14 protein-coding genes are annotated in these 15,247 nt (G+C 62.5%); 5 read left to right on the top strand and 9 right to left on the bottom strand.

The window, feature by feature from the left end; genetic code table 11:
* Positions 1 to 38: 38 nt before the first annotated feature.
* Positions 39 to 311, bottom strand: a complete 273-nt coding sequence (gene hupA, locus ACB033_RS12030; protein WP_005305063.1) for a nucleoid-associated protein HU-alpha — start codon at positions 309 to 311, stop codon at positions 39 to 41.
* A gap of 58 nt (positions 312 to 369) precedes the next feature.
* A complete protein-coding gene (locus ACB033_RS12025) occupies positions 370 to 555 on the bottom strand; it encodes a hypothetical protein (protein WP_128830359.1) in 186 nt (61 codons plus the stop codon).
* Positions 556 to 652: 97 nt separating this feature from the next.
* Between ACB033_RS12025 and ACB033_RS12020 the strand changes: the two genes are divergently transcribed.
* Together ACB033_RS12020 and ACB033_RS12015 are read left to right on the top strand one after the other, a co-directional pair.
* Entirely contained in the window at positions 653 to 1,138 is a 486-nt protein-coding gene (locus tag ACB033_RS12020) for an Rsd/AlgQ family anti-sigma factor (RefSeq protein WP_025201162.1), read from the top strand.
* Positions 1,139 to 1,239: 101 nt separating this feature from the next.
* Positions 1,240 to 1,620, top strand: a complete 381-nt coding sequence (locus tag ACB033_RS12015) for a PilZ domain-containing protein (RefSeq protein ID WP_005305070.1) — start codon at positions 1,240 to 1,242, stop codon at positions 1,618 to 1,620.
* A 78-nt stretch (positions 1,621 to 1,698) separates the two neighbouring features.
* Here ACB033_RS12015 and radA read toward each other — a convergent pair whose 3' ends face one another.
* On the bottom strand, positions 1,699 to 3,063 hold the full coding sequence (radA, locus tag ACB033_RS12010) for a DNA repair protein RadA (protein WP_005305075.1): 1,365 nt from the start codon (positions 3,061 to 3,063) through the stop codon (positions 1,699 to 1,701).
* Between the two features lie 100 nt (positions 3,064 to 3,163).
* Between radA and ACB033_RS12005 the strand changes: the two genes are divergently transcribed.
* Positions 3,164 to 5,542, top strand: coding sequence for a PilZ domain-containing protein (locus ACB033_RS12005; protein ID WP_017787569.1), 2,379 nt, complete (start codon positions 3,164 to 3,166; stop codon positions 5,540 to 5,542).
* Positions 5,543 to 5,657: 115 nt separating this feature from the next.
* Here the strand turns inward: ACB033_RS12005 and ACB033_RS12000 are convergent, their stop codons facing one another.
* On the bottom strand, positions 5,658 to 6,563 hold the full coding sequence (locus ACB033_RS12000; protein ID WP_124249316.1) for an alpha/beta fold hydrolase: 906 nt from the start codon (positions 6,561 to 6,563) through the stop codon (positions 5,658 to 5,660).
* Between the two features lie 49 nt (positions 6,564 to 6,612).
* Positions 6,613 to 7,623, bottom strand: coding sequence for a phosphoserine phosphatase SerB (gene serB / locus ACB033_RS11995; protein WP_139724911.1), 1,011 nt, complete (start codon positions 7,621 to 7,623; stop codon positions 6,613 to 6,615).
* A gap of 120 nt (positions 7,624 to 7,743) precedes the next feature.
* Here serB and ACB033_RS11990 point away from each other — a divergent pair, with 120 nt between their 5' ends.
* Both ACB033_RS11990 and ACB033_RS11985 read left to right on the top strand, forming a co-directional pair.
* On the top strand, positions 7,744 to 8,352 hold the full coding sequence (locus ACB033_RS11990) for an AhpA/YtjB family protein (RefSeq protein ID WP_005305087.1): 609 nt from the start codon (positions 7,744 to 7,746) through the stop codon (positions 8,350 to 8,352).
* 60 nt (positions 8,353 to 8,412) lie between these two features.
* On the top strand, positions 8,413 to 10,659 hold the full coding sequence (locus ACB033_RS11985; protein WP_139724913.1) for a PAS domain S-box protein: 2,247 nt from the start codon (positions 8,413 to 8,415) through the stop codon (positions 10,657 to 10,659).
* A gap of 69 nt (positions 10,660 to 10,728) precedes the next feature.
* On the opposite strand, the gene deoD is transcribed toward ACB033_RS11985, so the two are convergent.
* The 4 genes from deoD to deoC all read right to left on the bottom strand — a co-directional run bounded on the left by deoD (position 10,729) and on the right by deoC (position 14,960).
* Positions 10,729 to 11,445 (bottom strand): purine-nucleoside phosphorylase, encoded by a 717-nt coding sequence (gene deoD, locus ACB033_RS11980; RefSeq protein ID WP_005305092.1) that lies wholly within the window; start codon positions 11,443 to 11,445, stop codon positions 10,729 to 10,731.
* 77 nt (positions 11,446 to 11,522) lie between these two features.
* Positions 11,523 to 12,731, bottom strand: coding sequence for a phosphopentomutase (locus ACB033_RS11975; protein WP_010636141.1), 1,209 nt, complete (start codon positions 12,729 to 12,731; stop codon positions 11,523 to 11,525).
* 14 nt (positions 12,732 to 12,745) lie between these two features.
* Complete coding sequence (gene deoA, locus ACB033_RS11970; RefSeq protein ID WP_017787565.1) at positions 12,746 to 14,077, bottom strand: thymidine phosphorylase; 1,332 nt, start codon at positions 14,075 to 14,077, stop codon at positions 12,746 to 12,748.
* A 109-nt stretch (positions 14,078 to 14,186) separates the two neighbouring features.
* Positions 14,187 to 14,960 carry a deoxyribose-phosphate aldolase gene (gene deoC, locus ACB033_RS11965; protein ID WP_019838916.1) on the bottom strand — a complete coding sequence of 258 codons (774 nt, stop codon included), beginning with the start codon at positions 14,958 to 14,960 and terminating at the stop codon, positions 14,187 to 14,189.
* Positions 14,961 to 15,247: the final 287 nt, after the last annotated feature.

The raw sequence follows: 15,247 nt of genomic DNA, 5'->3' as shown, positions 1-15,247 counted from the left end.
GGCAATAAAAAACCCGGCTGGCGCCGGGTTTTGGGGGATTACTTGACGGCGTCTTTGAGCGCCTTGCCTGCCACAAAGGACGGCACATTCGCGGCTGCAATCTGGATCTCTTTACCAGTTTGCGGATTGCGACCGGTACGGCCAGCGCGATGGTTCACCTTGAAGGTACCAAAACCCACCAACTGCACAGCATCACCTTCTTTCAGGCTCTGGGTAATACCATTGATGATCTCTTCCAGAGCAACTTTGGCCTGAGCTTTGCTCAGATCTGCTTTGGCTGCAATTGCATCGACAAGTTGAGCTTTGTTCATAACATTTCCTTTATGATCGGGCATTTAGCACCGGGCCACTCTATTCAAAAAAAAACACTCAGGCAAAGGCTTTATCAGCCGGATTGGCTTGAATGCTGGGGTTTTCATCAAGATCTGCGGAAATAGTCACATATCTCGCCCCTTCGTGATCGTAATTGACGGGAAGAGGAGAGCAAATGATGGCGCCTTGTAACCAAAACACCACCCGGTGTAACAATATCCCCATGCCCCTATTGACGGTCAACCGGATTTTCCCTAGTTATAGGAAGGTGTCGTCAGTCCATAAAAAGGCCGGAGGCCTGTCACGATAGCACTCCATGCCTATGCCCCACGGAGGGAGTATGTTAACTGAACTGGAACAAACCAAACGCGCATTGGCAGGAAAGCACAGAGCTATCGATGACTGGCTGGACGCCAGACAGGCACTGCTGGTCGAGTACATGCGGCTCGCCGGCTTGAAACCCACCCGCAACAGCAAGCCGCGCTCGCTCCCGGGCCATGTGGAACTGCAAAGTTTCTGCGAACAGCTGGTCGACTACGTCAGCGCCGGCCACTTCGAGATCTACCACCATGTGGTGACCGCTTTCGAACAGGCCAGCGGCGACAAGCTGGAGCTGGCCAAGCGCATCTACCCCCATATCCGCGCCTGCACCGAGTTCGCGCTGGAGTTCAACGACAAGTACAGCAACGCGGACGAGGCCCAGATGCTGCTGCTGGATGAAGACTTGAACCAGCTTGGCCCCGTGCTGGAAGATCGTTTCAAGCAGGAAGATCGGCTGATCAAGGCACTGCAGGTAGTAGAGTCACTCAGCGCCCAGCAGGTTTGATATCCAATTTCGGAGCCAGTTCAAGATCCTGATGTGCAAGGTGCATTACACTCTATGTCATGACCTCTAGCACCCGTACCTATTGCTGACAGGAGATGAGAATGTCCGAGCGTCGCCGTTTTTCACGGATCCTTTACTTGACCATGGCCGATCTCGTCCAGGGCGATAAAAAATGGCGGACCCAGCTGGTCGATATTTCCCTGCAGGGCGCCCTGCTGATCCGGCCCGATGACTGGGAAAGCAATGACGACAAAGAGTACTCACTCAGCTTCGTGCTGAGCGGCAGTGACATCGAGATCAAGATGCAGGTCATGCTGACCCATGAAGCCAGCAAGAAGCTTGGGTTCTATTGCCACCATATCGACATCGACAGCGCCACCCATCTCAAGCGGATGATCGAACTCAACGTCGGCGATGAAGAGTTGCTGCACCGGGAGCTGGAACAGCTGCTGAGCGAGCATCTCGAACACCCTCACCCCTGAGCCACTGCCCCCATCACCCAACAAAAAGGAGCGCCCGTTGCGCTCCTTTTTATTGCCTGCCTGCGGCCACTATGTCGATTACAAGGCCTCCAGGGCATCGGCCAGCTTCTTGACCGGCACCACTTCCATGCCCTCGATGGGATGCTTGGGGGCATTGGCGTGCGGCACTATGGCACGGCGGAAGCCATGCTTGGCCGCCTCCTGCAGCCGCTCTTGGCCGGACGGCACGGGCCGGATCTCGCCGGACAACCCCACCTCACCGAACACCACCAGATCCTTGGGCAGGGAGTGATCGCGAAAACTGGAGACCATGGCCAGCAACAGGGCCAGATCCGCACTGGTCTCCTCTACCTTGACCCCGCCGACCACGTTGATGAAGACATCCTGATCCGCCATCTGCAGCCCGCCGTGGCGATGCAGCACTGCCAGCAGCATGGCGAGCCGGTTGTGATCCATCCCCACCGCCACCCGACGCGGATTGGAGAGCTGGGAGTAGTCCACCAGCGCCTGCAACTCCACCAGCAGCGGACGCGTGCCCTCCCAGATCACCATCACGATGGAGCCGGGCGCCTGCTCCTCACCGCGGCTGAGGAAGATGGCGGAAGGGTTGCTCACTTCCCGCATCCCCTGCCCGGTCATGGCGAAGACCCCCAGCTCGTTGACCGCCCCGAAGCGGTTCTTGTGGGAGCGCAGGGTGCGAAAGCGGGAGTCGTGGCTGCCGTCGAGCAGCACGGAACAGTCGATGCAGTGCTCCAGCACCTTGGGACCGGCCAGGGTGCCATCCTTGGTCACGTGGCCCACCATGAAGATGGCGACGTGATTCTGCTTGGCATAGCGGGTCAGCAGGGCCGCCGCTTCCCGCACCTGGGAGACGGACCCCGGCGCCGACTGCACATCCGCCACATGCATCACCTGAATGGAGTCGATGACCATGATCTGTGGCTGCTCCTGCTGGGCAATCAGGCAGATCTGCTCGACCGAGGTCTCCGACAGCATGCGCAGCTTGTCGGTGGGCAGGCCGAGACGCGATGCCCGCATCGCCACCTGCTGCAACGACTCCTCACCGGTGACGTACAGGGTCTTCATCCGCTCGGCCAGGCCGCACATGGTCTGCAGCAACAGGGTCGACTTGCCCGCCCCCGGGTTGCCACCGATCAGGATGGCCGACCCCGGCACCACGCCGCCGCCAAGCACCCGATCCAGCTCCTTGAAGCCGGAAGAGAAGCGGGGGATCTCGGTGGTGGCGATCTCCGCCAGCGTCTGCACCTGGCTGCCGACGGCGCCGGCATAGCCGCTGTAGCGGGCGCTCTTGCCCGGGGTCACCGAGCCGAGGCGCACCTCGCTGATGGTGTTCCACTCCTTGCACTCACTGCACTGGCCCTGCCAGCGTGTGAAGTCGGCGCCACATTCGGTACAAACATAGGCAGTTTTGTTTTTGGCCATGGATAACTCGGGGACAGGATGAATTCCTGCTTGATATACTTGTTTGCGACCGACAGATCAAACCCAGAATCGGAAAAGTGACTTTCCGTGGCAGGAACACATGGAATCAGAACAACAACAGCACCTGATTGAACAACTAATTCCTCTGCTCAGAGAAAAGGATTTCGATGACATCTTCAATCGCCTGACCCAGGACGAGAACAGCAACAGCCGTTTTCTGATCAAGATGGAGCTCAAACGCAAATGCACCCCCTGCCGCCGGGTCATCGACATGCGCGACGAGCTGGGCGATGAGTGCCTGGTGCACGAGTTCGAAGGGATCACCCATTTCATGCCAGCCGAGGCCATCGGCCTGTTCCAGTCTCAGTGCTATCTCTACAAGGATGACTACACCCTGGGGGTCTACGAAGCGCTGCAATACTGGCAAAAATACCAGCATGGCAAGAGCGATGGCCAACTCCAGCCTCCCGTCAGCCCGTTTCGCCAATACGATGTCAATCCCATCTCCTTTGCCAGCTACTATGGCCGGCGCCAGGAGCGAATGCACTTCAGCTCCCCCGTGGTGATCAAGTTCGCCGATGGCGACAAGCTGTTCGCCAAGAGTTCCGATCTCTCTCTGGGCGGGATCCGGGTCTCGGTGCCCTATCTGCCCAACTACCAGACCGGCGCTCAGGTCGAGGTGTTCTTCACTGGGCTGGAGCGGGATCACCCAAACCCGGTCCTGCACCATTCGGTCAGCTACCAGATCCTCGGGGAAGAGAGCAAGGAGGGGAAATACTGGCTCAGGCTGATCAAGACCGGTGAACACCCGGCCTTCGACCAGTTTCTGAACGATTTCATCGAGAGCAACAAGAGCCGCTACCGGGTCAGCGTCGACTACCTGCTCTCCGCCGCCATCATCAAGGGGTATGAGCAGTTCTACCTGCCGCGCATGACCGGCATGCCGCTGTTCTTCGGCTCGGGCGACAGCCCCAGCCTCGAGATCGCCCTGCGCACCGAGAACAACCAGCACATCCTGGAGTATTGGCGCGACGCCAAGAACCGCGACATGCTCGCCAGCCTGTTCTCGGCCACCCGCATGCAGGCCCTGTTGCCGGCGAAGGGAGAATTGAAAGAGACCCTGATCTACTGCTTTACCCACTCGGTGCGCAGCCACCTCTACTTCTTCTCCGCCACCCGGGAAGAGCTGCTGCAAAGCGGCCTGATGTCGCTCTTCTTCCAGGTGGGAGCCCGTCGCCCCAGCTGGCGCGTCTACAAGTTCAGTCTGGAACGCTGCGACCTGCACGAGGCCGATCTGGCCAGTCAGCAGGGCAAGGAGAGCCCCCAGCTGCAGGACATGCTGCTGCAGGAGCGGCTCAAGCAGATAAGCTACGTCGGTCTGCTGCAGCAAGTCGGCCTCGACAGCCAGCGGGAAGAGTTCCAGTTCGACGCTTCCAGCCAGCACAACGCCAACGAGCTGCAACGCTTCGGTCACGACAGCAGTGCCGCCCCCTTCGAGATCGAGACGCTGCACTATGTCCAGCTGCGCAAGGAGGCTCGCTACATCCACAAGACCGCCGTCGCCATCAAGCACAATGGCCGGGCCTGGCTCGGCTGGACCCGCGACATCTCGGCCCACGGCATGCAAATCGAGCTGGAAGAGCCGTTCGAGGGGGCGAAGGACGACATCGTCACCATCGCCTTGCCGCGCCTGCAGGAACTCTCCAAGAGCATGGATCTGCAACGCCTCCCCTACCGGCTGGTCAGCATCAACCTGACCCGCACCGTGCTGCACCTGTGCATCGAGGGGGATCCCGAGCGCCACACTGGCCGCCAGTTCTTCAAGCTGCTGATCGAGAGCAACCAGAACAAGCTCAAAGCGGCCCAGGAGCAGCGCCGTTATCGCGGCATGGCGCGGGCACTGCGCAACATCTATACCCACCACGTCTTTTGCACCCCGGTCTACATCAACAAGCTCAAGGGGGCGCCCAAGCCGGCCTCGGTCGGCCATGCGCCGCAGCCGCGCAGCCTGTCGCGGCTGCTCAAGGCCTGTGCCGAGCAGGGCGATCAGGACAACCTCTACCCGCTGTTCCAGGGGGAGTTGCTCAAGCAGCTAATCATGAACCCGCTGCGGGCCATCGAGCGCGAGGATCAGCCCCAGGAGGAGGAGGTCTATATCGCCAGTCTGCAGACGGCGACCGGCCTGCCCATCTTCACCAGCCGCCTTGCCAGCAGCTTCCAGAACGTGGCGGAGAAGCGCAGCTTTATCGAGCAGGCGCTGCGCCAGGGGGAGTTCTACTCGGTGCTGGTCGGCATCTCCCGTACCGGCCGCCCCGATACCAACTTCATCGCCAACGAGCTGGACTACATCGCCAAGTTCGCCATTCACAAGGCCAAGAAGCTGGAAGAGGAGCTGTGGAGCGTGGTGGGGGTTGGCGAGCTGACCGATACCAGCCAGGCAACTCTGTTCCGGCTCGGCATCACGGCGCCCATCAAGTAAAAAAGAAGGCGCCGACTCGAGGCGGCGCTACACCAAGCAGCAAGCAATGGCGGACCCAGGGTCCGCCATTGCATTTGGTATTCTTGCGGCTACCAGCCCCCCGAGGGTTCCCCCATCAGGCCGCCTGCGGGTTGAGCAGCCATTCGAGGATCTGCGGGAAGTGATCCTCCTGCGCCTGAGGTGCAGTCAGCATGTTGATGTGGTCGTAATCGAGCCGGTTGCCGTTGTCCCGGCCGAGCCGGGTATGGCGTGCGGCCGAGCCCATCTCGGCGCTGAAGCGGCGCACGTCGGTCGGGTGACCCAGCACCTTGTCCGCCTTGGCCGAGATCATCCAGAGCGGCGGCCAGTTGACCCGGGCGGCCGCCTCGTCATAGGCGAACCCGTCGCTGGGATCCTGCCAGGGGCCACACTTGACCCAGGGGATGGTCTCCTGCAGGTAGCGCAACGGCTCGTCATCCGCCCCTATCTTCAATCTGCGGGCAGCCAGAAAGCCGCTGCGGCTGGCCAGCCAGGGGGCCAGCCGGTTCCAGATCAGATCCACCTTCAGCCAACGCTCCGGATTTTGTACCGACACGCCGCGCTTGGTGCCAAAGAACACCAGGCTGGCCACCTGCTCCGCCAGCTCGGGAAAGCGCACCAGGGTCGACGCCATGATGACGCCGCCCCAGGAGTGGGCCATCCAGTGCAGCTTGAAGCCGGCATGACGGGCGGCAATCCAGCGGTGCAGGGCCGGCAGGTCCTCGGTGATGAGCTCATGCTGGCCATGTTCGGCCTGCTCGGCAATGGCCGGCGTGCTAAGCCCCCGCCCGCGCAGATCGGCCACATAGACCTGATAGCCGTGGCGGGCCAGAAAACAGGCCAGCCCCTTGCCCGACTCGGTATAGAAGATGCGCCCGTTCTCGATGGCGCCGTGCACCATCAGGATCGGCTCGCCATGTACCGCGACCCGCGGCTGAATGTGGCGAACGTGCAGCCTATGTTCGCCGCAGGGAATAAACAGGGATTGCTGTTGCAGTTCCATTTTGAGACTACGTCCTCCGTGACGTGGGGTTGAGTCCAGCCCGATGGGCTCAGCGCCGATCCCAGCGCTGCTGGCGGCAGGTCAGGGCGCCAAGCAGGCAGATCACCCCTTCCAGATCGTGGTGGTTGAGGGTGGCCGCCGCCTGGGCCCGCACCAGCGGTTTGGCGTGGATGGCGATGCCGAGCCCGGCCACCCCCATCATCTTGAGATCGTTGGCACCATCGCCGACAGCCACGGTCTGGCCAGTGGCGATGCCGTACTCCGCGGCCAGCTGCTGCAGCACCTCGGCCTTGACGGTGGCATCGACGATGCGCCCGCTCACCTTTCCGGTCAGCTGCGGCCCCACCACCGCCAGCTCGTTAGCGAAGATGGCGTCCAGCCCCAGCTCCCGCTGCAACTGGCCGGCAAAACGGGTGAAACCACCGGAGGCGATCGCCACCTTCCAGCCAGCCTGCTTGAGAGTGTCGACCATCAGTTGCAGGCCCGGCATCCACGGCATGTTGGCCGCCACCTCGTCGAGAATGGTGACCGGTGCCCCCTCCAGCAGGGCGACCCTGGCCCGCAGGCTGTCGGAAAACTCCAGCTTGCCCTGCATGGCGGCCGCAGTGACCGCCGCCACCTGCTCGCCGACCCCGGCCAAACGGGCAATCTCGTCGATGCACTCGATGCGGATGGCGGTGGAGTCCATGTCCATCACCAGCAGACCGGGCTCAGCCAGGCTGGGCAGGGCCGGCAGATGACACAGATCGATATCCCACTCCTCCCCCTTGAGCGTCTGTACCAGAGCGGGTGAGAAGCGATCCGTGCCCAGCAGCAGCAGGGGTACCCCGGCCGGCATGGCGGGCGGATAGAGCCGTGCCTGCAGCCCGTGCCGCGCCAGCAGCCCGGCCAGCCGGCCGAGATGGTGGCCACCAAGGGCCCGACCGAACAGCACCAGCCAGGCGCCATCCAGCGCACTGGCGGCGGGCAGCAGCGCTTGCGGCGTCGCCTCCCACCAGGGGGCGCCGGACAGGCACTCGGGCCACTCTGAAATCTCTGCAGGCAATTGGGACAACAACATAGGGATAACGCCTTCCTTGGTGATCATGGGGTTAACAAAACTGGCCCAGAGTAGCGTATTGCTTTTTGTACAGGCAAGCGCCAAGATCCCGCCACTCCTTGTCAGCAAAAGGCTCAACGCTTGCGTCATCTCCCCATCAAACGTGTGCTCAGTCTGGGTGCCGGTGTTCTGCTCGGACTCTGGGTGCTCGCCGTGCTCATTCATATGCAGGGCGAGAGCCAGGCCTCGCTGCACAGCGAGGCGCGCAACCGGGCCCAGGCACTGGTGGCCTATGCCGCCAGGGACATGAAACGCTGGATCAAGGAGGAGAAAAACAGCGAGCTGGAGCGGCTGGCCCGGGATCTGGCCGCCGAACCCGAGATCCTCGATGTCACCCTCTACGATGCCCGCGGCATTCCCCTCGCCCAGTCGGACAATGCAGTGCCGCTGGACAGCCTGCTGCCCATCGGCGACAACAACAAGTCGGTCCCCGAGCAGGGCAAGGGGCGCATCCAGTTCGTGCAGGAGATCCTGGATGGGGAGCAGACGCTGGGCTATCTGCGCATTACCCTGGAGGAGCAGCAGATGCTGGCGGACAAGGACACCCGGCTCAAGGTGGTGCAGGAGAAACAGCGGCTGATGCTGCTGGTCGCCCTGCTGGCCGGGCTGCTCATCTCCTACGGGGTACGCCGCAACTACATGCGGGTGCGCAAGCACAAGAAGAAAAGCAAACCGGTCGAACCGCAATAAGACGGTGCGACCTCATCGCCTTGTATACAACCCAGGCAATGCCACCAGCAGGAGCGCTGTATGATTGCCCCCCCTCTTCCTCTGGATGAAGAGAGCCGACTGGAACGGCTTCGCATCCTGGGCTTGCTTGACCGCGAGCCCATCGACCAGCTGGATCGCCTGACCCGGCTCATCACCCGCCATTTCTCGCTGCCCATCGCCATGGTCTCGCTGACCGACGTGAACCGGCAGTGGTTTCTCGCCCGTACCGGCGTCACCCTGTGCGAGATCAGCCGGGAGCACTCCTTCTGTGGCCACGCCATCCTGCGCCCCGACATCATGCAGGTGCAGGATGCCAGGCTCGACCCGCGCTTTGCCGACAACCCGCTGGTGACGGGCGAGCCCCACGTGGTCTTCTATGCCGGCCGGCCACTGCGGGCGCTGGACGGCGTGGTGCTCGGCACCCTTTGTCTGGTGGATCATGCAGCGCGCCACCTCGACCAGGAGGCCTGTCGCGATCTCGACGACTTCGGCCGCCTGGTGGAGAACACCCTGCACGATCTGGAAAGGCGCCATCAGGTGCGCAGCCTCAACCAGGTGCTGGAGGACAAAGAACACCTGTTCACCCTCACCTTCAACCAGTCCTCGGTGGGCATGGCCCTCTCGTCGGTCGAAGGACGCTGGCTGCGGGCCAACCCTGGGCTGGAGCGACTGCTCGGCTACAGCGAACAGGAGATGCTGACGCGAACCTGGCACGCCATGACCCACCCCGAGGATCTGCCGCGCGAGCTGGCCCTGTTCACCGCCCTGCTCGCGGGGCAGCGCCAGGACTACCGGCTGGAGAAGCGGATGATCCGCGCCGATGGCAGCCTGTGCTGGGTCCAGCTCAGCGTGACCCTGTGCCAGAGCCGCACCATGGCCCCCCACATGATCGCCGTATTTGCCGACCTCACCGAGCGCAAACAGGTCGAGGCCGAGCTGTTGCAACTACAGCAGGGGCTCGAACAGCAGGTGCGTGAGCGCACCCGCGAGCTGTCGAGCACGGTGGAGCAACTGCATGGCGAGATGCAGGAGCGCGGCGCCGTGCAGCAACGCCTCTGGCAGGAGCAACGCCGGCTGCAACACATGCTGGAGCACACCAGCAACGCCTTCCTCGAGCTCGACGAGGCGCTGGTCATTACCGGCTGGAACCCGGCCTCCACCACCCTGCTCGGCTGGCACCCCGAGGAGATGCTGGGACGCACCCTGCCCACCCTGCTCGGCAGCGCTCACCCTCTGCTGGCGCTGCTGACCCATCCCGAGCGCGCACAGCGCCGCCTGGAGTGCGACATCGGCACCCGCAGCGGTCGCCAGGTCCCGGTCGAGGTGAGCGCCGAGCGCTACCAGTTCGACGGCAAGGTGCGCCTCGCCCTGTTCCTGCACGACATCAGCGCCCGCCGCCAGGTGCTGGCGGAAATCGAGCGCGGGCGGGCCCGGTTGCGGGCCATCACTGACGGCCTGCCGGTCACCATCAGCATGGTCTCGCCCGAGGGGCGCTATCTGTTTGCCAACCAGGCCTACTGCCGCTACTTCGGGCTGGATCCCGAACGGATACGGGAGATGAGCGTGCGGGAGGTGATCGGCGACGCGGCCTACGGCCGGGCCATCGCCCATCTGGAGCGGGCCCTCGCCGGCGAGCAGGTGAGCTTCGAGAACCGTTTCGAGCTACCCATAGGCCCGCGGGATCTCAGGATCACCATGATCCCGAGCCGGGGCGACGAGCCCGGGGTCTACATCCTCGGCAGCGACATCACCGAGTTCAAGGCGCTGCAGAACCAGCTGGAGCACGAGGCGGCCCACGACCCCCTCACCGGCCTGCCCAACCGGCGCGCCTTCACCCTGCGCCTCTCCCGGGAGCTGGAGCGGGTGCGTCAGAATGCCGAGACCCTGGGGCTGCTGTTTCTCGATCTCGACGGCTTCAAGCGAATCAACGATCAACTCGGCCATCACGTCGGCGACGCCCTGTTGCAGCGCTTCGCCAGCGTGCTCAGTGCCGAGGTGCGCCCCGGTGACATGGTGGCGCGCCTGGCCGGCGACGAGTTCACCATCATACTGCCGGCCCTGCGCCAGCCGGAACTGGAGCTGCCCGCCCTGTGCGAACGGCTGCTGGCGGCCATGGCGGTACCGGCCGACGTGGCCGGCCACCAGCTACCCCTCGCCGGCAGCATCGGCGGAGCCATCTGCCATTCGGGCCAGTATTGTCACATCGACGACCTGCTGCACCGGGCCGACAGCGCCATGTACCGGGCCAAACAGGCCGGCAAGGGGCGCTTCGCCCTCGACCTCTGATCTTCCCTCCTTGAAATGCAAAACGGCGGCCCGAGGGCCGCCGTTTTCATTATTCATGCGCGAAGGGGATTAGTTGTCGCCCAGCAGGACGGAATCCAGCGCGATTTCGATCATGTCGTTGAAGGTCAGCTGACGCTCTTCGGAGGTGGTCTGCTCACCGGTACGGATATGGTCGGAAACGGTGCAAATGGTCAATGCGCGAGCACCGTACTCCGCAGCCACACCGTAGATACCGGCGGCTTCCATCTCGACACCCAGGATGCCGTATTTTTCCATGACGTCGAACATGGAGGGGTCCGGGGTGTAGAACAGGTCGGCGGAGAAGATGTTACCGACGCGCACGGCGACGCCCTTGTTCTTGGCGGCCTGTACGGCATTGGCAACCAGATCGAAGTCGGCGATGGCGGCGAAGTCGTGATCCTTGAAGCGCAGACGGTTCACCTTGGAGTCGGTGCAGGCACCCATGCCGATCACCACGTCACGCAGCTTCACGTCTTCACGCACGGCACCGCAGGAGCCGACGCGGATCAGGGTCTTCACGCCGTAATCGGTGATCAGCTCTTTTGCATAGATGGAGCAGGACGGGATGCCCATGCCGTGGCCCATGATGGAGATGCGACGACCCTTGTAGGTGCCGGTGAAACCGAACATGTTGCGCACGTCGCACACCTGTTCGACGTTCTCCAGGAAGGTTTCGGCGATGTACTTGGCGCGCAGGGGGTCGCCCGGCATCAGCACGGTGTCAGCAAAGGCGCCATCTTTCGCATTGATATGAGGAGTTGCCATTCTCTTGATTCCTTCACACTAGGTTGAGTTTTATTGTCTTTATTGGTTGCCCGCCGCCGAGGCGACGGGCGGGTAACTTACAGGAAGCTGGTACCGTACGCCAGTTTGGGCAGACCGTGGTACGCCGCGATGCTCTGGCCGATGTCGGCAAAGGTCTCGCGACGGCCGACGGAACCGGCCTTGACCGGCTTGCCGTAGAACAGCACAGGGATGTACTCGCGGGTGTGGTCGGTGCCGCTCCAGGTCGGGTCACAGCCGTGGTCGGCGGTCAGCACCACCACGTCGCCATCCTGCATCAGCTCGAACAGCTCCGGCAGGCGGGAGTCGAAGTACTCCAGCGCATCGGCGTAGCCCTTCACGTCGCGACGGTGACCATAGGAGGAGTCGAAGTCGACGAAGTTGGTGAAGACGATGGTCTGGTCACCGGCCGCTTTCACCTCTTCCAGGGTTCTGTCCCACAGCTCGGTCAGACCTGTGCCTTTCACCTGCTTGGTGATGCCCTGCTGGGCATAGATGTCGGCGATCTTGCCGATGGAAACCACTTGGCCGCCCGCTTCCTTCATGTAGTCCAGCACGGTCGGCGCCGGCGGCAGCACTGAGTAGTCGTGACGGTTGCCGGTGCGCTTGAAGTTACCCTTGCCGCTGCCCACGAACGGACGCGCGATGACACGGCCGATGTTGTAGGGCTCCAACAGCTCGCGCACTATGTGGCACAGCTCATAGAGCTTCTCGAGGCCGTAGGTCTCTTCGTGGCAGGCGATCTGGAACACGGAGTCGGCGGAGGTGTAGAGGATCGGCTTGCCGGTACGCATGTGCTCTTCGCCCAGATCATCCAGCACCTGGGTACCGGAGGCGTGGCAGTTGCCCAGATAGCCCGGCAGACCTGCCTTCTCGACGATGGCATCCAGCAGCTCCTGCGGGAAGCTGTTGTGGTGATCCTTGAAGTAGCCCCACTCGAACAGCACGGGCACGCCGGCAATTTCCCAGTGACCGGACGGAGTGTCCTTGCCGGAGGAGAGCTCCTGGGCAAAGCCGTAGGCACCGACTACCTCGACATCCTTGTTCAGGCCAGCCGGGAAGGTGCCGCTGGCGAGTTCACCCGCGTGGCCCAGACCCAGCTTGCTGAGGTTCGGCAGATTGAGGGCGCCACGACCCTCGAGTTCGCCGGCGGCACAGGCCTTGGCGATATGGCCAAGGGTATTGGCGCCCACATCGCCGAACTTGTCGGCGTCGGCGGCTGCGCCAATGCCGAAAGAGTCCATCATCAGAATAAAGGTACGTTTCATGGGACTTCCCCTTGTTACAAATCAGCCAGACCGATGCGACGGTAAACCTCGGGCAGCGCCTCCGGTTGGGTATCACCGATCTTGACGGCAGCCTGCACCATGCTGGCGGCCTGAGCAAATTGCTCTTCAGTTTGAGCGTGGATCAGGGCGAGCGGCTTGTCTGCCTCAACGCTTTGACCCAGGCGGATAAAGTCGGTCAGACCGACCGCATAATCAAGCTTGTCACCGGCAGCGCGACGGCCACCGCCCATGGCGACCACGGCCAGACCCAGTTCGCGGGTATCCATGGCGGTCACGAAACCGCTGTTGGCGGCATAGACGGGGCGCACGATGGCGGCTTTGGGCAGGTGATGATCGTAGCGCTCCATGAAGTCGCTCGGGCCACCGAGGCCGGTCACCATGCGACCGAAGATCTCGGCCGCCTTGCCGTTGTCCAGCACCGCCTGCAGTTTGCGGCGGGCCTCGCTGTCGTCGCTGGCCAGGCCGGCGGAGATCAGCATCTCGGCGCACAGCGCCATGGTGACGGCATGGATGCGCGGGTTGCGGTATTCACCGGTCAGGTAGCGCACCGCTTCGCGCACTTCCACCGCGTTGCCGGCGCTGGAGGCCAGCACCTGGTTCATGTCGGTCAAGAGCGCTGAAGTGCGGCAGCCGGCACCGTTGGCCACCGCAACTATGCTCTTGGCCAGCTCCTCGGATGCTTCAAAGGTCGGCATGAAGGCACCGGAGCCCACTTTCACGTCCATCACCAGCGCTTCCAGCCCGGAGGCGAGCTTCTTGGAGAGGATGGAGCCGGTGATCATGGCGATGGATTCGACGGTGGCAGTGATGTCCCGTACCGCATAGATACGCTTGTCGGCCGGGGCGAGATCGCCGGTCTGGCCGATGATGGCGACACCCGCCTCTTTCACCACTTTCAGGAAACGATCGTTGTCGACCGAGGTCTGGTAGCCAGGAATGGCATCCAGCTTGTCGAGGGTACCGCCGGTGTGGCCCAGGCCACGGCCGGAGATCATCGGCACGAAACCACCGCAGGCGGCGACCATGGGGCCAAGCATCAGGGAGACGACGTCACCCACACCACCGGTGGAGTGCTTGTCGACGATCGGGCCACCCAGATTGAGGTGATCCCAGGTCAGTACCATGCCGGAGTCGCGCATGGCGCAGGTCAGGGCAACCCGCTCATCCATGGTCATGTCTTTGAAGTAGACCGCCATCGCCAGCGCCGCAATCTGGCCCTCGCCGATGGTGTTGTTGGTAATGCCCTGAACGAAGAATTGAATCTCTTGGGTACTGAGCGCTTCACCGTTGCGCTTCTTGCGAATGATTTCTTGAGGCAAAAACATCTTTCATTCCCTCCGCCATTGCTGGCGTTACACAAGCCTGAATCCTTGCCCGCACACCGCATGGTGGGGGCGAAACAGGGCGGACCTGGTCCGCCCTCTCATCAACCTATTAGTAACCGCTGGTGTTGGCCGGCTTGTCGCCATGCCCCAGTGTGGCCAGCAGGCTGGCCAGCAGGCTGGATGCACCAAAGCGGAAGGTGCGGGCGGATACCCAGTCCTTGCCCAGGATCTCTTCGGCCATGGCCAGGTACTGACCCGCCACGGCGGCGTCTTTCACGCCACCGGCCGGCTTGAAGCCGACTTTCGGGTTCTTGGCCTTGATCACTTCCATCATGATGCGGGCCGCTTCCGGGGTCGCATTGACCGGCACCTTGCCGGTGGAGGTCTTGATGAAGTCGGCACCGGCGTCGATGGAGATTTCGGAGGCGCGACGGATCAGCGCTTCCTCTTTCAGCTCGCCGGTCTCGATGATCACTTTCAGCAGAACGTTGGCGCCACAGGCTTCCTTACAAGCTTTGACCAGATCGAAGCCGACCTGTTCATTGCCGGCCATGAAGGCGCGGTACGGGAACACCACGTCCACTTCGTCGGCACCGTAGGCCACGGCGGCGCGGGTTTCGGCCACGGCGATCTCGATGTCGTCGTTGCCGTGCGGGAAGTTGGTCACGGTCGCAATGCGCACGTCGGCAGCGCCGATCTCACGCAGAGTCTTGCGAGCGATGGGGATGAAACGGGGGTAGATGCAGACGGCGGCGGTCAGGCCGGCCGGTGACTTGGCCTTGCGGCACAGGTCGATCACCTTCTGATCGGTGTCGTCGTCGTTCAGGGTGGTCAGGTCCATCAGATTCAGGGCGCGCTGGGCGGCCAGTTTCAGATCAGTCATTCTGTTCTCCAAAGTCTCGATGTAGTCCGAATTCCAGGGCATGGTGCTGCCTGTCGCAACGCAACCGGCAAGACGCGACTCCCGGAAAAACGGGAATGGAATTGCAGCGCAACTGCACGGGCAATAGGCTGCAAATAAGGCAAGAGCCCTGTCACTTTCTTACAAAAGTGCGGACTTGGTTCCATGAAGACTTGAGAAAGGCAGACAAGGTCTGACCCGACTTCCCAATCAATTCCATTTGACCGCCAACACCCGATTTCATCGGGCATTAGTCAATGCCAGCACCC

The organism is Aeromonas sp. S15(2024) (genome assembly GCF_041402265.1).
In the GTDB taxonomy this organism is placed as follows: Bacteria; Pseudomonadota; Gammaproteobacteria; order Enterobacterales; family Aeromonadaceae; genus Aeromonas; species Aeromonas dhakensis.
The sequence above is the reverse complement of the archived record's forward strand: the minus strand, read 5'-3'. Positions and strand labels throughout refer to the sequence as shown.